This window comes from Roseomonas sp. USHLN139 (assembly GCF_037145735.1).
Taxonomy (GTDB): domain Bacteria; phylum Pseudomonadota; class Alphaproteobacteria; order Acetobacterales; family Acetobacteraceae; genus Pseudoroseomonas.
Map to the genome: position 1 here is coordinate 41,510 of NZ_JBBCWY010000001.1, position 14,674 is coordinate 56,183.

13 protein-coding genes are annotated in these 14,674 nt (G+C 71.3%); 5 read left to right on the forward strand and 8 right to left on the reverse strand.

Features of this window, described 5'->3' with window-relative positions:
* Positions 1-58 precede the first annotated feature (58 nt).
* Both WFI16_RS00270 and aat read left to right on the forward strand, forming a co-directional pair.
* Positions 59-769: an AcvB/VirJ family lysyl-phosphatidylglycerol hydrolase gene (locus WFI16_RS00270; RefSeq protein WP_419895787.1), complete on the forward strand. Its 711-nt coding sequence runs from the start codon at positions 59-61 to the stop codon at positions 767-769.
* 23 nt (positions 770-792) lie between these two features.
* On the forward strand, positions 793-1,443 hold the full coding sequence (gene aat / locus WFI16_RS00275) for a leucyl/phenylalanyl-tRNA--protein transferase (protein ID WP_419895788.1): 651 nt from the start codon (positions 793-795) through the stop codon (positions 1,441-1,443).
* 48 nt (positions 1,444-1,491) lie between these two features.
* Here aat and WFI16_RS00280 read toward each other — a convergent pair whose 3' ends face one another.
* The 7 genes from WFI16_RS00280 to WFI16_RS00310 form a co-directional block, all read right to left on the reverse strand.
* A complete protein-coding gene (locus WFI16_RS00280) occupies positions 1,492-2,919 on the reverse strand; it encodes an alpha,alpha-trehalose-phosphate synthase (UDP-forming) (protein ID WP_419895789.1) in 1,428 nt (475 codons plus the stop codon).
* Positions 2,907-4,757 (reverse strand): glycoside hydrolase family 15 protein, encoded by a 1,851-nt coding sequence (locus tag WFI16_RS00285; RefSeq protein WP_419895790.1) that lies wholly within the window; start codon positions 4,755-4,757, stop codon positions 2,907-2,909. Before WFI16_RS00285 ends, WFI16_RS00280 begins: the two co-directional genes overlap by 13 nt.
* Positions 4,754-5,503 (reverse strand): trehalose-phosphatase, encoded by a 750-nt coding sequence (gene otsB / locus WFI16_RS00290; protein ID WP_419895791.1) that lies wholly within the window; start codon positions 5,501-5,503, stop codon positions 4,754-4,756. The genes WFI16_RS00285 and otsB overlap by 4 nt, the downstream gene beginning before the upstream one ends.
* A gap of 95 nt (positions 5,504-5,598) precedes the next feature.
* Positions 5,599-5,961 carry a DUF2155 domain-containing protein gene (locus tag WFI16_RS00295; protein WP_419895792.1) on the reverse strand — a complete coding sequence of 121 codons (363 nt, stop codon included), beginning with the start codon at positions 5,959-5,961 and terminating at the stop codon, positions 5,599-5,601.
* Between the two features lie 29 nt (positions 5,962-5,990).
* Complete coding sequence (locus WFI16_RS00300) at positions 5,991-6,224, reverse strand: hypothetical protein (protein ID WP_419895793.1); 234 nt, start codon at positions 6,222-6,224, stop codon at positions 5,991-5,993.
* Positions 6,221-6,778, reverse strand: coding sequence for an outer membrane lipid asymmetry maintenance protein MlaD (gene mlaD, locus WFI16_RS00305; protein WP_419895794.1), 558 nt, complete (start codon positions 6,776-6,778; stop codon positions 6,221-6,223). Before mlaD ends, WFI16_RS00300 begins: the two co-directional genes overlap by 4 nt.
* Before the next feature lie 19 nt (positions 6,779-6,797).
* Positions 6,798-7,154 carry an NADH-ubiquinone oxidoreductase subunit NDUFA12 family protein gene (locus tag WFI16_RS00310; RefSeq protein ID WP_419895795.1) on the reverse strand — a complete coding sequence of 119 codons (357 nt, stop codon included), beginning with the start codon at positions 7,152-7,154 and terminating at the stop codon, positions 6,798-6,800.
* 346 nt (positions 7,155-7,500) lie between these two features.
* Between WFI16_RS00310 and WFI16_RS00315 the strand changes: the two genes are divergently transcribed.
* From WFI16_RS00315 to WFI16_RS00325, 3 genes are read left to right on the forward strand one after another with little or no spacing between them, the layout of a single operon-like run.
* Positions 7,501-9,018 carry a TSCPD domain-containing protein gene (locus WFI16_RS00315; protein ID WP_419895796.1) on the forward strand — a complete coding sequence of 506 codons (1,518 nt, stop codon included), beginning with the start codon at positions 7,501-7,503 and terminating at the stop codon, positions 9,016-9,018.
* A 37-nt stretch (positions 9,019-9,055) separates the two neighbouring features.
* Positions 9,056-9,526 carry a RidA family protein gene (locus WFI16_RS00320; protein WP_419895797.1) on the forward strand — a complete coding sequence of 157 codons (471 nt, stop codon included), beginning with the start codon at positions 9,056-9,058 and terminating at the stop codon, positions 9,524-9,526.
* The gene (locus WFI16_RS00325; protein ID WP_419895798.1) at positions 9,523-9,960 is read left to right on the forward strand and encodes a GNAT family N-acetyltransferase; all 438 of its coding nucleotides are present in this window, start codon (positions 9,523-9,525) and stop codon (positions 9,958-9,960) included. The genes WFI16_RS00320 and WFI16_RS00325 overlap by 4 nt, the downstream gene beginning before the upstream one ends.
* A 47-nt stretch (positions 9,961-10,007) precedes the next feature.
* On the opposite strand, the gene WFI16_RS00330 is transcribed toward WFI16_RS00325, so the two are convergent.
* Positions 10,008-14,555 carry a choice-of-anchor I family protein gene (locus tag WFI16_RS00330; RefSeq protein ID WP_419895799.1) on the reverse strand — a complete coding sequence of 1,516 codons (4,548 nt, stop codon included), beginning with the start codon at positions 14,553-14,555 and terminating at the stop codon, positions 10,008-10,010.
* Positions 14,556-14,674 lie beyond the last annotated feature (119 nt).

The window sequence follows — 14,674 nt, forward strand, 5'->3', positions numbered from 1 at the left end:
AAGGCGCCGCCCGCGCCTTGTTTTTCCCGCGTGGCTTTCCCTTCTTCGAGGCATGGGCATGAATCGCCGATCTCTTCTCGGCGCCGGGCTGGGCCTGGCGATGGCACCCGCGCTGGCCAGGCCGGCCCTGGCGCAGCGCGACACCTCGAGCTGGCTGGTCGAGATGGCGCCGCGGCAGAAGCGCAGCGACACCTTCGTCATCGTGCTGTCAGGCGATGGCGGCTGGCGCGACCTGGACCGCAGCATCGGCCGCATCATGCGCGACCGCGGCGTGCCGGTGCTGGGCTTCGACTGCCTGAACTGGTTCTGGAAGCGCCGCTCGCCGCAGGAGGTGGCGACCGAGCTGGACCGCGTCATCGCCCTCTATGCCGAGAAGTGGCAGACGCCGAAGGTCGCCCTGGTCGGCTATTCCTTCGGCGCCGACGTGCTGCCCTTCGCCTGGAACCGCATGCAGGCCGGGAGCAAGGAGCGGGTCGTGCTGATCAGCCTGCTGGCCTTCGCCAAGGAGGCCGCCTTCGAGATCAAGGTCGGCGACTTCATCGGCTTCTCGCGGCCCAGCGCGCTGCCAACGGCGCCCGAGGTGCCCGGCCTGCCGGCCGAGCTGATCCAGTGCACCTATGGCTCGGACGAGGAGGCGGAGACCGCCTGCAAGGTCTTCGAGGGCACGCCCGCGCAGATCGTGCGGACCAGCGGCGGCCACCATTTCGACGAGAACTACACGGCCCTGGCCCAGCGGATCCTGGCGCGGCTGCCGCGGCAGCAACCCTGAGGCATGCGCTGATGGTGCCCGGCATGTCGCGCCGACCGCTGGAGATCACGCCCCAGCTGCTGCTGCGCGCCTATCGCGCCGGCCTCTTCCCGATGGCGGAGTCGCGCGATGCCGACCGGCTGTTCTGGCTGGACCCGGAGCAGCGCGGCATCCTGCCCCTGGAGGGCTTCCACCTGTCGCGGCGGCTGCGGCGGACGGTGATGTCGGGCCCCTATACGGTGACGGCCGACCGTGATTTCGCCGGCGTCATCGCCGCCTGCGCCGCGCCGGCGCCGGGGCGCGAGGACAGCTGGATCAACCCGGAGATCGAGGCGCTGTTCACCACGCTGCACCGGATGGGGCATGGCCATTCGGTGGAGACCTGGCTGGATGGCGAGCTGGTCGGCGGCCTCTATGGCGTGTCGCTGGGCGGCGCCTTCTTCGGCGAAAGCATGTTCAGCCGGGCCCGCGACGCCTCCAAGGTGGCGCTGGTGCACCTGGTCGCCCGCCTGAAGCTGGGCGGCTTCTCCCTGTTGGACACGCAGTTCATCACCAGCCATCTGTCGCAGTTCGGCGCGATCGAGATTCCGCGCGACGCCTACAAGAAGCTGCTGCTGGTGGCGATGGACGCCGAGGCCGTGTTCCCGCTCGACCCGCCCGGCCTGGACGAGGCCATCCACCACCTGCGCGAATGAAGGTGGGGGTCCGGGGGAACTCAGTTCCCCCGGCGCTTGCTTACTCTCTCAATTCCGGGTCGGCGCCGCCCAGAGCAGCTCCTGCTGCGGCAGCTTGAGCTCCTCCAGCTCGGCCAGGAAGCTTTCCGCCCAGCGGGTGGCGGTCTGCTCTTCCAGCCCGCGCATCATGCTTTCCCAGCGGTCGCGGCGCTCTTCCAGCGGCATGGTCAGCGCCCGGTGCAGCGCCTCGCCCATGGCCTCGGCGTCGAGCGGGTTGACCAGCAGGGCGCCGTCCATGCTCTCCGCCGCGCCGGCGAAGGAGGACAGCACCAGCACGCCGGGATCCTCCGGATCCTGGGCCGCCACGTATTCCTTGGCCACCAGGTTCATGCCGTCGCGCAGCGGCGTGACCAGGCCGACGCGCCCCGCCCGGTAGAAGCCGGCCAGCGTGTCGCGGGCGAGCGCACGCGCCACGTAGCGCACCGGCGTCCAGTCGAACTCGGCATAGTCGCCATTGATCCGCCCGGCCAGCTGGTCCAGCTCGCGGCGCAGGTTGCGGTAGCTGGCGACCTCGTTGCGGCTGCGCGCGGCGACCTGCAGGTAGGTGACGCGGTTCAGGTGCTCGGGGAAGTCCTTCAGCAGCGCCGCGAAGCCGCGCATCCGGTGCGGCAGGCCCTTGGTATAGTCCAGCCGCTCGGCGCCAACGATCAGCGAGCGGTCGCCCATGCTGGCGGCCAGGCGCTGGGTCTCGGGGCCGAAGGCGGCCTTGCGGGCCAGGGTGGCGAAGCCGCGGGTGTCGATGCCGATGGCGTGGGCGGAGAGCTGGGTGCGGCGCTGCACGCCGGCCACCTCTCCGCGCACGCCGCCGTCCTCATCGGGGGCGAGGCCCAGCGCATCCTGGAAGCAGTTGATCAGCCCGCCGAGGTCGCGCTTGGTCTGCACGCCGACCAGGTCATAGGCGAGGAGGTCGCGCAGCAGCCGCTCGGCATCGGGCAGGGCGGAGAGCACGGCCCAGGGCGGGAAGGGAATATGCAGGAAGAAGCCGATGCGCTGCTTCGCGCCGAGGGCGCGCAGCTCGGTCGCCATCGGGATCATCTGGTAGTCGTGGATCCAGACCACGTCGTCCGGGCCGAGCAGCGGCAGCAGCGCCTCGGCGAAGTCGCGGTTGACCTTGCGGTAGGAGTCCGCCTCCTTGCGGTCGTATTCCATCAGGCCCAGGCGGAAGTGGAACAGCGGCCAGAGCGTGTTGTTGGAATAGCCCGCGTAGAAGCCCTTCTGGTCCTCCGGGTCGAGATCGATGGTGGCATAGTCGATGCCGGCCGAGCGGACCTGCTTCGGCGCCTTGTCCGGGTTCTTGCGGCATTCGCCGCTCCAGCCGAACCACAGCCCGCCGCTGGCCTTCAGCACGTCCTTCAGGGCCACCGCCAGGCCGCCGGCGGCGGCCTCGCCGCGCCGCGGCACCGCCACGCGGTTGGAGACAATGACTACCCGCCCCACAGACCGTGCTCCCACGAACGGCTCAAACGCATCGCCGAGAGAATCAGACCAACGTGGGAATAGGTCTGAGGAAAGTTCCCCCAGAGCTGATTCCGCGTCGGGTCCAGGTCTTCCGCCAGCAATCCCAGGTGATTCCGGCATGACAGGATCCTCCCGAACATGGCACGCGCCTCCTCGGTCCGGCCGGCGGCGGCGAGCGCATCCACGTACCAGAACGAGCAAACGAGGAAGGCGGTTTCAGGTTTCCCGAAATCATCCGCCATGTCGTAACGGTAGAGGAAACCGTCATGCACCAGGCGTTGCCCGACCCGGTCGAGCGTGCCGAGGAAGCGCGGATCGGAGGCCGGCAGGAAGCCGATCTCCGGCAGCAGCAGCAGGGCCGCATCCATGCCGTCGCTCTCGAAGCTCTCGACGAAGGAGTTGAGCGCCGGGCGATAGGCCTTCTCGCAGATCACCGCATGCAGCTCGCGCGCCGATTTCGCCCAGCGTTCCGCCCGGTCGGCGAGGCCCAGATGCCGGGCGATGCCGGCGAGGCGCGCCATGCCAGCCCAGCACATGGCAGCGGAGAAGGTGTGGATGCGCTCGCGGCCGCGATATTCCCAGATGCCGGCATCGGGGGTCAGGGCGCGGGCCTCGGCCTGCTCGCCCAGCGTCTCCAGCAGGCGGAACAGCGGCTCGCCGGCGGGGCGCGGCAGGCGCTGGTCGAAGAACATCTGGGCGGCGGCCATGATGACCGAGCCATAGACGTCGTTCTGCACCTGCTCGGCCGCCTGGTTGCCGACGCGCACCGGCCCCATGCCGAGGAAGCCGGGCAGCGCCGTCTCGATCCGCTCCTCCATCGGCAGGGAGGGGACCAGCGGGTAGCAGGGCCGGAGCTCGCCGCCTGGCGAGATCGCCACCACATTGGTCACGTAGCGGATGTATTCTTCCATCGTCCGGGTGGCGCCCAGCCGGTTCAGTGCCTGCACGGTGAACAGCGCGTCGCGCAGCCAGCAGTAGCGGTAGTCCCAGTTGCGCTCGGTGTTGGCGGCCTCCGGGATCGAGGTGGTCAGGGCGGCCACCACCGCGCCGGTCTCCTCGAAGGTGCAGAGCTTCAGGGTGATGGCGGCGCGGATCACCGCCTCCTGCCATTCGAAGGGCAGATGCAGGCCGCGGGTCCAGTCCAGCCAGTAGGCCTCGGTCTCGCGGATGAATTCCTGGCCGATATTCTCGGCCCCCTCCGGCACGGTCTCGTCCGGCCCCAGGATCAGGGTGATCGGCTGGTCGAGCAGGAAGGGCGCTTCCTCGCCGAGGCAGGCCAGCGGCGCGTCGGTGGTGACGCGCAGCGCCGCATCCTCGGAGAAATAGCGCAGGTGGTTGGAGCCGGAGCGGCGCACCGGCTTGTCCGCCCCCCAATGCGCCCGGGGCCGGATGCGCAGCCGGATCAGCGGCTGGCCGGAGAGCGGCTCGATGCGGCGGACCAGCATCGGCGGGCGGAAGGCGCGGCCGAAGCGGCGGAAGCGCGGGGCGGCGTCGGTGATGCGCAGCCGCGCGCCCTTCTCGTCCTCCAGCTCGGTCTCCAGGATGGCGGTGTTGCGGCGATAGGCCTGGCGCGACTCCTTCAGGCCGATCATCTCGCATTCCATGAAGCCGTCCTGCGGCTCCTCGCCGCCGAGCAGCGCGCTGAACACCGGGTCGCCGTCGAAGCGCGGCCAGCACAGCCAGGTGCAGCGGCCGCGCCGGTCGAACAGGCCGGCGATGATGCCGTTGCCGACCGGGGCGAGGTCGAGCGGCTGCGGCGGCGGGGCGGGCAGGCGGGGCAGGGCGCCGGGGAAAGTCCCGTGGGACGGGCCGCTCATGCCGCCAGCCGCCCGACGATCCCTTCGAGCCAGCCATGCACGGCGGCCGGACCGGGGAAGGCGTCGGGGATCAGGTAGCCGGTGCCGCCGAGCTCCTCGCAGGCCTGGATGCCGAAGCGGTCGGTCACGTCGTCGCCGATGAAGATCGGCTGGCGGCCGGCGAAGGGGGCGTGGCGCATCAGCCAGCGCACCGCCGAGCCCTTGTCGAGCCCTTTCGGCCGCAGCTCGGCCGCGGCATGCGCCGGCATCACCTGGAACGGGCTGTCCTTGGCCATCGCCTGCAGGAAGGCGGCGGCGGCAGCGCCCTTCTGCGGCTGGCTGCGGAAATGCAGGACGAAGCCATGCTGCTTCGGCTCGTAGAGCAGCCCTTCGGCCTCGGCATAGGCCTGGGCGGCGTTGCGCCAGGAGTCGGAAGGGCTGGGCGGCGCCGGCATCGGCGGGATCTCGACACCCGGCAGCAGCGAGGCGTCGATCAGCATGCCATGCTCGGCGGCAAAGGCGACCGGCGGCTCGCGGGTCAGCGCGCGGGCGACGTCCAGGCCACGGCCGGTGACGATGGCGACGGCCCCGCCCAGCCGGTCGGACAGGCGCGCCAGCAGATCGGGGAGATGCGGCGGCACCACCACGGCGTCGGGGCGCGGCGCGATCTCGATCAGGGTGCCGTCCAGGTCGAGGAAAAGGGCGGCCCGGGCGGTGGGCAGGGGCGGGCTGAGGGGCGGGCTGTTGGGCGGGGGCGGAAGCTGCATCCTTTCAGGATAGGCAGCCTGGCCTCCGTTTCCACCCCCGGACCGGGTCAGAGGCGCGTGTAGCGGGTCACCGCCGGGCTGGCCCGGCGGCGGCGCTACTTACATTCGAGCACGCGCAGGTCGTAGACCGGGTGCTCCAGCATCGAGACGCCGGGGGCATTGGCGAACATCCAGCCCCGGAAGACGGCGGCGCCGTTCGGGTCGTTGCGGGTGTCCAGCACCTCGAGCCAGGCGGCGGCGTCGGGCACCTCCTCCGGCGGGCGGGCATTGCAGGCGCGCACGGTGACCGAGAGGGTGCCGAAGCGGACCGGCTGGTTCACCGGGGCGTCGACGATGGTGATGCGGGCGGTGACCTTGTCCAGCGCCTGCAGCTGGGCGGTGCGCTTCTGCACCCAGCCGGGCTCCTGCTGGGCGGCGGCCGGCGCCACCACGGCCAGGGCCGCCAGCAGAGCGGGCATGGCGAGTCCGGCCTTCCTGCGAAGGGCCTTCATGCGGGAGCGCCCTTCCTGGCCAGCCGGGGCGCCGGGATCTCGGCGACCATCTGCGCCAGGATGCGGCGCATCGCGGCCTCGTCCACGCCCATCAGCACGGCGTCCTCCAGCAGGTCCTGCAGCAGGGTGGCGGCCTCGCGGTGGTTCTCGGCCAGCACCTTCAGCTTTTCGCGGCAGGAGAGCGGCTGGCCGTCCGCCCCGGGCCAGGCGGCCGGCGGGGCGAAGCTCATGGCCGCGCCGGGGCCGGCGCCGGGGTCTGGGCCGGCTGCTGCGCGCCGCCCTGGCCCGTGGTGCCGTTGCCCTCGTTGCGGGCATTGGCCGAGGTCAGCTCGGTCACCGAGAAGATGAAGCGGCCGAGCAGCGACTCGAGGCTGACCGCCGACTGGGTGATGCCGATCTCGGCGCCGTCGCGCAGCATCGAATCGGCGCCGCCCGGCACCAGCGCGACATACTTGCCGCCCAGCAGGCTTTCCGAGGTGATCTCGGCCGAGCTGTCGCTCGGCACCCCGATGCCGCTGTCGACGCGCAGGCGCAGCACGGCGAGGTAGGTCTTGGGGTCGATGCGCTGGTCGACGACGCTGCCCACCTTGACGCCGCCGATGCGCACATCGGCGCCGGCGCTCAGCCCGTCGATGCGGTCGAACTTGGCGGTCAGGGTGATGCCGCCGCCGCCGGTGCCGAAGCTGCGCCCCGACTGGCCGACGGCGAAGACCAGGAAGAAGGCGGCGACGGCCAGCACCACGGCGCCGGTCAGCACCTCCGCCAGGTTGCGGCCCTGCGTCATCATGCGTCCTGACACGTGATCAGCTGCCCGGGGTCCAGGCTTCGTAGTCGCCGGCGGTGGCCGGGCGGGGGCCGCCGGTGGCCGCCGGGGCGGCCGGGCGATAGGCCAGCGCCGTGCCGGTGCGGTTCGGCTGGTGCTCCTGCTGCCAGGCATGGCGCTTGGTCTCGGAGAGCGGCGCCTCGGTCACATGGTGCAGCCAGCAATGCCATTCGGGCGGCACGGTGGTCGGGTCGGCCTCGCCCTTGTACAGGACGAAGCGGCGCTTGCGGCCATAGCCGAGCCAGCTCTTGCGGCTCTCGTAATAGCTGTTGCCGAAGCGGTCGGTGCCGATCTTGCTGGCGGAGAAGCCAGTGGTCAGCCGCTGCAGGAAGGACATGTCTCGGTCAGTTCCATCAGGCTGGGGGGGACAGGCCGCCGGGGGAGCGGGCTGCCGCGCTGCACATATGGGACGCCCGGCTCCGAAGCGGTAGCCTGCCGACGTCCTCTGGCCGCTTCCTTCGCACATGCGGCGCCCGAGGGGAAGGCGAGGCCGCGGGCCAGCCACGACCCCGCACCATGACAGCTCTGTGTGGCGGACACGACCCGGGCCGGTGCCTCATCCCGCCGGGGGGCGGCGAAATCAACGCCAAGGCCGCGTTTTGCTGACCCCGCGCCTTTCCCGGGGCGCGGCCTGCCGCTACCTTTCTTGTATGGCACGGATTGCAGGCACTCCCTGGGAAGGCATGGCGCTGCGGCGCACGCGGGCGGCGGCGGATCCCGATGCCCCGCCGCGGGCGATCGCCCTGCCGGCCACCTGGGAGCAGGGCGCCGCCGAGGCGCTGGCCTGCCTCGCCCCCGGACTCGGCCCGGTCTCGCTGCCCAGCCTGGCCGAGGGCTGGATCGCCCGCCTCTCGGCGCGGGCGGTGCAGACCGGCGTGCTGGAAGCGATCGACGCCGTGGCCCTGGCCGAGTCGCTTCGGCAACTGGTGATCACCCGGCGCGGCGCCCCCGGCGCCTCGACCTGGCGCGGCGATGCCAAGGTCGAGCCGCGCTTCGTGCTGAACCTGCCGGCCTTCCTCGATGCCACCGGCGGCTTCGATGCCGCCGGCTACACGGCCGCCGTCGGCACCGGCGTGCAGGCGCTGGAGGCGCTGACCGGCGGCCGCGCGCTGCGGCTGCGCCTCGGCTTCGCCGATCTCGCCGGGCTGCTGGCCGCCTGCGGCCTGGCCTACGACTCGCCGGCCGCCCGCGACGTGGCCAATGCCCTCTCGGCGCTGACCCGCGGCGCCGCCGAGCAGGCCAGCGCCAGGCTGGCCGAGAAGCACGGCGCGCGCGAGCCGGCCGCGCTGCTCTGGCCGGCGCCGCCCGCGCGCTGCGCCATCCCCGGCCTGGCGGTCGCCGCGCGCCGCGCGCTGGACGCCGCCGGCGCGACGCAGGGGCTGCGCCACCATGGCAGCTTCGCGCTGACCGCCGCCGATGCGGCCGAGGCGCTGCTGGGCTGCGAGACCGGCGGCCTGGCCCCGGCCCAGGGCGCCACGCGGCTGGTGCAGGACGAGGCGGGCCGCGTCACCGAGCAGCCCACCGCCGCCGCCCGGCGCGCGGCGCTGCTGCAGGGCGAGCGCGAGGCCGCGGCGCTGCTGGCCCCGGTCACCGACAAGGCGCGCGAGGCGATGGAAGCCGCCATCCGCCCCTATCTCCACGCCGCCGCGCCGGCGCCGCTGGCCCGCCCCGAGCCGGCCCGGCCGCTGCCGCCGCCGCGCCCGGCGGTGGCCGCCCGCGGCAATGTCTGGCGCGTCGTGGTCGGCGGCCACCGCGTCCTGCTGCGCACCAGCGAAGCCGCCGATGGCAGCCTGATCGAGGTCGGGCTGTCGATGGGCAAGGAGGGCGGCAAGGATGGCAGCGCGCTGCGCGGGTTGCTGGACGGCTTCCTGCAGGCGGTGAATATCGGCCTGGCCCGCGGCGTGCCGCTGTCGGACTATGTCACCGCCTTCTCCTATACCCGCTTCGGCCCGGCCGGGCTGGTCGAGGGGGATGCCGATATCCTCTGCGCCACCTCGGTGATGGACTGGGCCTTCCGCCGGCTGGCGATCAGCCATCTGGGCGGTGGCGAGGCGCGCCGGCTCTGGCCCGATCCGACGATCGAGGAATGCGCGGTGGACGCTGTCACCCTGCCGGGCGATCGCGGGCCGCTGCTGCCGCTCGACCTGCCGGCGCAGCCCTCGCCCGCCGCCCGCCGTCGGAGCTTTCGGCTGGTCGGCTGAGCGCGCGTCCCTGATCGCCTGACAGAAGGAAAATCCCATGGCCGGAAACGTCGCCCAGCGCCTCGCCGGGCTCGGCATCACCCTGCCGACCCCCGCCGCGCCGGTCGCCAACTACGTCCCCTTCACCCTCGGCCTCGAGGGCCGGCTGGTGGTGGTCTCCGGCCAGGTGCCGATGCGCGACGGCAAGGTGGCCTTCACCGGCAAGGTGACGGCCGAGTCGATCGAGATGGGCCGGCAGGCCGCCGAGCTCTGCCTGGTCAATGTGCTGGCGCAGCTGCAGGCGGCGGTCGGCGATCTCGACCGGGTGACCCGCGTGCTCCGCCTGGGCGGCTTCATCGCCGCCGGGCCGGACTTCACCCAGCATGCGCTGGTGATGAACGGCGCCTCCGACCTGGCGGTCGCGGTGTTCGGCGAGGCGGGGCGCCACGCCCGCAGCACCATCGGCGTGCCCTCGCTGCCGATGGACGCCGCCGTCGAGGTCGAGGGCATGTTCGAGATCGCGCCTTGAGCCAGGATGTCCCCGGCCAGGAGTTCGAGGTTTCCGACGACGCCGATCCGGCGATCCGCGGCGCCATCCTCGAGGGGCTGCTGGCCTATAACCGCTCCAAGGTGGGCGCGCCGGGCACCCGGCCGCTGCATGTCGTGGTGCGCGACCCGGAGTCGGGAATCGTCATCGGCGGGCTGACCGGGCGGACCGACAAGGGCTGGCTGTTCATCGAGCTGTTCAACCTGCCGGAAGAGCTGCGCGGCGGCGGGCTCGGCGCCCGGCTGCTGGCGGCGGCCGAGGCCGAGGCGCGGGCGCGCGGCTGCAACGGCGTCTGGCTGGACAGCTACAGCTTCCAGGCGCCGGAGTTCTACAAGAAGCAGGGCTATGTCGAGTTCGGCGCGGTGCCGGACAATCCGACCGGCCATACCCGCTTCTTCTTCCTGAAGCGGTTCTGAGACGCGACAGGGGCGCCGGCCAGGATGGCCAGCGCCCTTTTTTTTCGTCAGGCGATCAGCAGCTCCTCGGCCACCGCGATGGGCTGACGCCCCTCGTAGAGGCCGGTGGTCAGGTAATGCGCCAGCGGGTCGATGCCGGCCGCGGCGATGTCCGCGTTGGCCGCCAGAAAGGCCGAGGTGTCGAACAGCGCCGAGGGGTCGCGCCCCTCCCGGAAGCCGTAATTCTGGTAGTGGAACAGGGCGTTGAGGCCCGATTCCGCCACGTCCTGGTTGTTCTCCAGATAGAAGGAGGTGTCGAAATAGGCGTTCGGGTCGCGCTGCTCGGCGGCGCCGAAGGCCATCCAATGGGTGAAGGCGTCGATGCCGGCGGCGGCGATATCGGCATTGCTCGCCAGGTAGAACTGGACGTCGAAGCCGTTCTCGATCACCGGGCCCACGGCGCGCGCCGTCGGCCGGCCCTCGGCCCTGCCGTAGTCCAGGTAGTGGTGCAGGGCGTCGAGGCCGGCCGCGGCGACATCCGGGTTCAGCGCCAGGTAGCCGGCGGTGTCGAAATCGAGCGCCACGTCGCGGCCCTCGGCGGCGCCGTAGAGGCGGTAGTGCTCGAGCGCGTTCATGCCCGATTCCGCCACGTCCGGATTGGCTGCCAGGTAGAAGGCGGTGTCGAAGACCGCGTTCGGGTCGCGCCCCTCGGCGGCGCCGAAATCCCGGTAGTGCTGCCGCGCGTCGAGGCCGGCGGCGAAGACATCCGGATTGGCCAGGTAGTAGGCCAGCGTGTCGAAGAGCGGATCGCTGTCGTCGAGGGCGATGGCGCCATCGGCGAAGCTCAGCCGCTCGATGCCGATCAGCGTGGTGTGGCTGTCGGCGCTGCCGAGCACCAGGCCATCGCCGGCGCGGGCCAGGGTGTAGTCGGCCAGGTTGCCGGCCAGCACCGCGGTGTCGGTGCCCGCGCCGCCATCGAGGCGGTCGCTGCCGCCGCGGCCTTCCAGCACGTCGTCGCCGGCGCCGCCCTGCAGGAAGTCACGGCCGGCGGTGCCGACCAGGGTGTCGTCGCCCGCCTCGCCGCGCTGCTGCGCGCCGAGCACGCTGTCCTCACGGACGGAGACGTTCTGGATGCGCGCGTCGCTGGCCTGGCCGGCATCGACCGCGTCATAGGCGGTCTCGGCGGTGCCATGCCGCGCCTTCAGGTATTCGGCCAGCGCGTCCTGCTCGCTGCCCTTGGCGGCGAAGCTGGCCTCGCCCTCGGAGAGCGCCGCATTGTCCAGCAGGTCGATGCGGTCGCTGGCATAGGCGCCGATCGGATAGCCGTCGCCGCCATCCGCCAGGTAGCTCAGCGTCACCAGGCGGATGTCGCGGTTGGCGTCGCCCACCAACTGGCCATCGACCAGGAGGGTGTCCAGCACCTGGCCGCCCTCGCCGAGGATGACCAGGTTCTGCAGCCGCTCGCCGGCGACGACGACGCTGCCATCGGCGTTCAGCCGCTGCGCCGTGGCGGTGGCGTCATAGCTGAAGGAGACGCCGCCGACCTGGCCGAAGCTGCCCGGGGTGGCGCCGGGTGCCACGCCGGCCACCGCATGCTCGAAGATGCGGACCAGCTCCTCGGCCGAGACGGTGACGATCGAGAGCGCGTTGTTGAAGCGCAGCGAATTCTCGATGTCGAGCTGGCTGACGCCGCCCTCCGGCTTGTCGGCGTCGGGATTGGCCTGCGGCGGCAGCTCGCCGGCCTCGGCGCCGGCACCGATGGCGCCGATCTCGGCGCGGATGCCGCCGCCATTCTTGATCGACACGGTGACCGCCGCATCGACCTGCTTCGCCACGAAGAGGTTGGCGTCGGCGGTCAGGTTGCCGAGGTTGGTCTCCTCGCTGCGGACCTCGCCGCGGCGGCCTTCCAGATAGACATTGGTGAAGCCCAGGACGTTGCCGTCCTTGGCGCCGATCACCGCGCCGACGGCGTCGGTCAGGTCCTTGACGGCGCCGCCCTTGGTGCCCTCGGCATAGGCGTCCTCGTCGCCCCAGAGTTCCTGCACGGTCGCCTCGTTGACGGCGATCGGGCCGGAGAGATCGGGGTCGATGCTGTCGGGGATGATGGTGCCCTCGGCATCGAAGGTCAGCACCAGCCGGCCGACATAGCCGTATTCATTGTTGGTGTTGACGATGGCGACCTTGCCGCCATCGGCGCCGGTGACGATCACCGGATAGGTCTCGGCGGCGGTGTCGCCCGGCTGCAGCGGGTCGCCGTCATTGGCGAAGACCGCGTGGCTGCCGCCGGCGATGATGACGTCGACGCCGGACAGCTTGCCGGCAAGGTCGAGCTCCAGCTGGTACTGCTGCAGGTGGCTCAGCAGGATGATCTTGTTGAGGCCCTGCGCCTGCATCTGGTCGACATAGACCTGCAGGATATCGGCCAGCTCGTCGGTGTTGTTGACGCCGCCGTCGCCGGCCGGGTCCTGCACGGTGACGCGGCCGGGGGACGAGATCGACGCCAGCAGCTGGGTGGTGACGCCCAGCACGCCGATCTGCTCGCCGCCTTCCTCGATGATGGTCCAGGGCGAGACCTGGGCATCGGCGGCCTCGGCGGCCAGCGCCTCCGGCGTCGCCAGGTCATCGGCCGTGGTGGCGTAGCTGGCGGCGTCGCGCAGCAGCTCGGTGAAGAGGGCCGCCATCGCCGGGTCGCCGGAGAAGTCCAGATTGGCGGCCAGATAGGGGAACATGGCGCCGATCGAGGTCACCGCGGCGGCGGTGGTGCCGCTGCCCTTGGTGAAGTCGATGGCGGCGGCCACCGCATTGGCGCCGAAATCCCACTCATGGTTGCCGAAGACGCTCGCCTCGACGCCGATGGCGTTGAGGATGGCGATGTCGATGGTGGACGGGTTCAGCGCCAGCCCGGCCAAGTCCTCGGCGGGGACGCCGAGCAGCCAGGCATAGAGGTCGACCAGCTCGTCCTTGACGGAGGGGTCGGTGCCGGCGGCATTGAACGGGCTGGGGATGGTGTTGTCGCCCGAGGACAGGGTGATGCTGTTGGCGAAGCTGTCCTCCAGCCTGTCGACGATCGCCGCGAACTGGCTGGCGCAGTCGACGGCGGCGAGGCCCGCCTCGAAGTCGGAGGCGTGCAGGATCTGCAGCGTGAAGCTGCCGTCGGCGGCGGGCGCCACGCTCAATTCGTGCAGCGTCGTGGTGCCCGAGCCTTCGGCCGGGGCGATCAGTATCGGGCCGTCGATGCCCTCGGGGGCGTCGGCGGCATCGACGAAAAGGATGGCTTCCGGCGCGTCGCCAACCGGGATGATGCCGGCATACTCGGCCGAATCCGGGCCGGTGATGGCGAAGGCCATGACGGCGTCCGAGCGCTCCAGCGCCAGGAAGGCATGGAGCTGGCCGTCGATGGTGCCGAGCGTGACGCTCTCGGGCTCTGGGCCCTTGTCGTCGGAACGGCCGTCATCCAGCAGCTCGGGGGCGTGCTGCAGCAGCATCCGCTCCATCATGTCGCCGGAGTCGAAGGTCTGCACCAGCCCGTCATCCGTCACTTCCCAGATCGAGAAGCTGCGGCCGCCCAGGGGGTGGAGGACGTCGATATCGCCGTCGCTATCGGTGTCGCCATCGACCAGCGAGATGTTCAGCCGGCCCATCACGGCGTCGGCTTTCAGCGCGGCGATGCCCTCGGCGCCGCCGAAGCTGGCCTCGTCCAGCACCGCGTCCTTCAGCCGGCCGACATCATTGTAGTCGCCCCATTCGGAGGCGTCGCCCTCATTGGCGGTGACCAGGTAGGTCTTGCCGTCCAGCTCGAAGGTGGCGATGCCGTCGGGCATATAGAGGCCCTGCACCGGCGCCGGAGCGATGTTGGTGCCGCCGTCACGGTCCGAGGTATCGAGGCCGTTGCCCGGCAGCGAATGGTCCTTGGTGCCGAGCGCATGGATGCCGGTGTACTGCATCGTCGTCAGGTCGAGCACCGCGATCGCGTTGTTCTCCTGCAGCGTCACATAGGCCCTGGTGCCGTCCTGGGAGACGGCGATGTATTCCGGTTCCAGGTCGGTGGCGGCGGTGACGCCCTCGACGCCCTTGATGCGGACACCTGCCGCAATCAGGGCGTCCGTGTCGAAGCCTTCAAAACCCAGAAAAATCATGTCGCCGGTCGCGACATCGATGACGGCGACGCCGCCCAGCGGGTCGCCCGAGGCGTCGAGGCCGTAATTGTCGTTGGGCTCGCCCTCGATCGCCACCAGCAGGCGCGCGCCATCGGGGGTGAAGGTCACCATGTCGGGCACCGCGCCGACCTCGACCTGGCGGATCAGGCTGGCCGCGCTGCCATCCCCGGCGATGCTGTAGAAGGCCACCGTGCCGTTGCTGCCGGGCTCGGCGCCGTCGAAGGCCACCGCCATGACATCGCCGAAGACGGCGACGCTGTTGCCGGTGCCAAGGCTGCCGAGATCGGCCTTGGGCAGGGCGAAGCGCAGCGCGCCGCTCCGCGCGTCCAGCGCCTCGACGCCCTCGGGGCCGAGCACCAGGACCAGGGCGCGGGCGGCGTCATAGGCGACCACCTCGGCGCTGCCGGCGGTGGAGGCGGAACTGTCCCTGGTCCAGAGCAGGTCGGATTGGATGGCCATGTGGCTGTGCTCCCGCCGCGAGAAGGTGTCGGGCGCGGGGGTTAACGAAGCATGACCACGGCTTCATGCATGCTTCGGTGACATTGCCGGATGATGGGCGATCTTCCATTCATCACATG

Coding starts and splice junctions, on each gene's coding strand:
- WFI16_RS00270 (WP_419895787.1), top strand. CDS start 59: ATGAATCGCCGATCTCTTCTCGGCGCCGGGCTGGGCCTGGCGATGGCA.
- WFI16_RS00310 (WP_419895795.1), bottom strand. CDS start 7,154: ATGTCCTTCCTGCAGCGGCTGACCACTGGCTTCTCCGCCAGCAAGATC.
- WFI16_RS00295 (WP_419895792.1), bottom strand. CDS start 5,961: ATGCCCGCTCTGCTGGCGGCCCTGGCCGTGGTGGCGCCGGCCGCCGCC.
- mlaD (WP_419895794.1), bottom strand. CDS start 6,778: ATGACGCAGGGCCGCAACCTGGCGGAGGTGCTGACCGGCGCCGTGGTG.
- WFI16_RS00330 (WP_419895799.1), bottom strand. CDS start 14,555: ATGGCCATCCAATCCGACCTGCTCTGGACCAGGGACAGTTCCGCCTCC.
- WFI16_RS00320 (WP_419895797.1), top strand. CDS start 9,056: ATGGCCGGAAACGTCGCCCAGCGCCTCGCCGGGCTCGGCATCACCCTG.
- WFI16_RS00300 (WP_419895793.1), bottom strand. CDS start 6,224: ATGAGCTTCGCCCCGCCGGCCGCCTGGCCCGGGGCGGACGGCCAGCCG.
- WFI16_RS00285 (WP_419895790.1), bottom strand. CDS start 4,757: ATGAGCGGCCCGTCCCACGGGACTTTCCCCGGCGCCCTGCCCCGCCTG.
- otsB (WP_419895791.1), bottom strand. CDS start 5,503: ATGCAGCTTCCGCCCCCGCCCAACAGCCCGCCCCTCAGCCCGCCCCTG.
- aat (WP_419895788.1), top strand. CDS start 793: ATGTCGCGCCGACCGCTGGAGATCACGCCCCAGCTGCTGCTGCGCGCC.
- WFI16_RS00315 (WP_419895796.1), top strand. CDS start 7,501: ATGGCGCTGCGGCGCACGCGGGCGGCGGCGGATCCCGATGCCCCGCCG.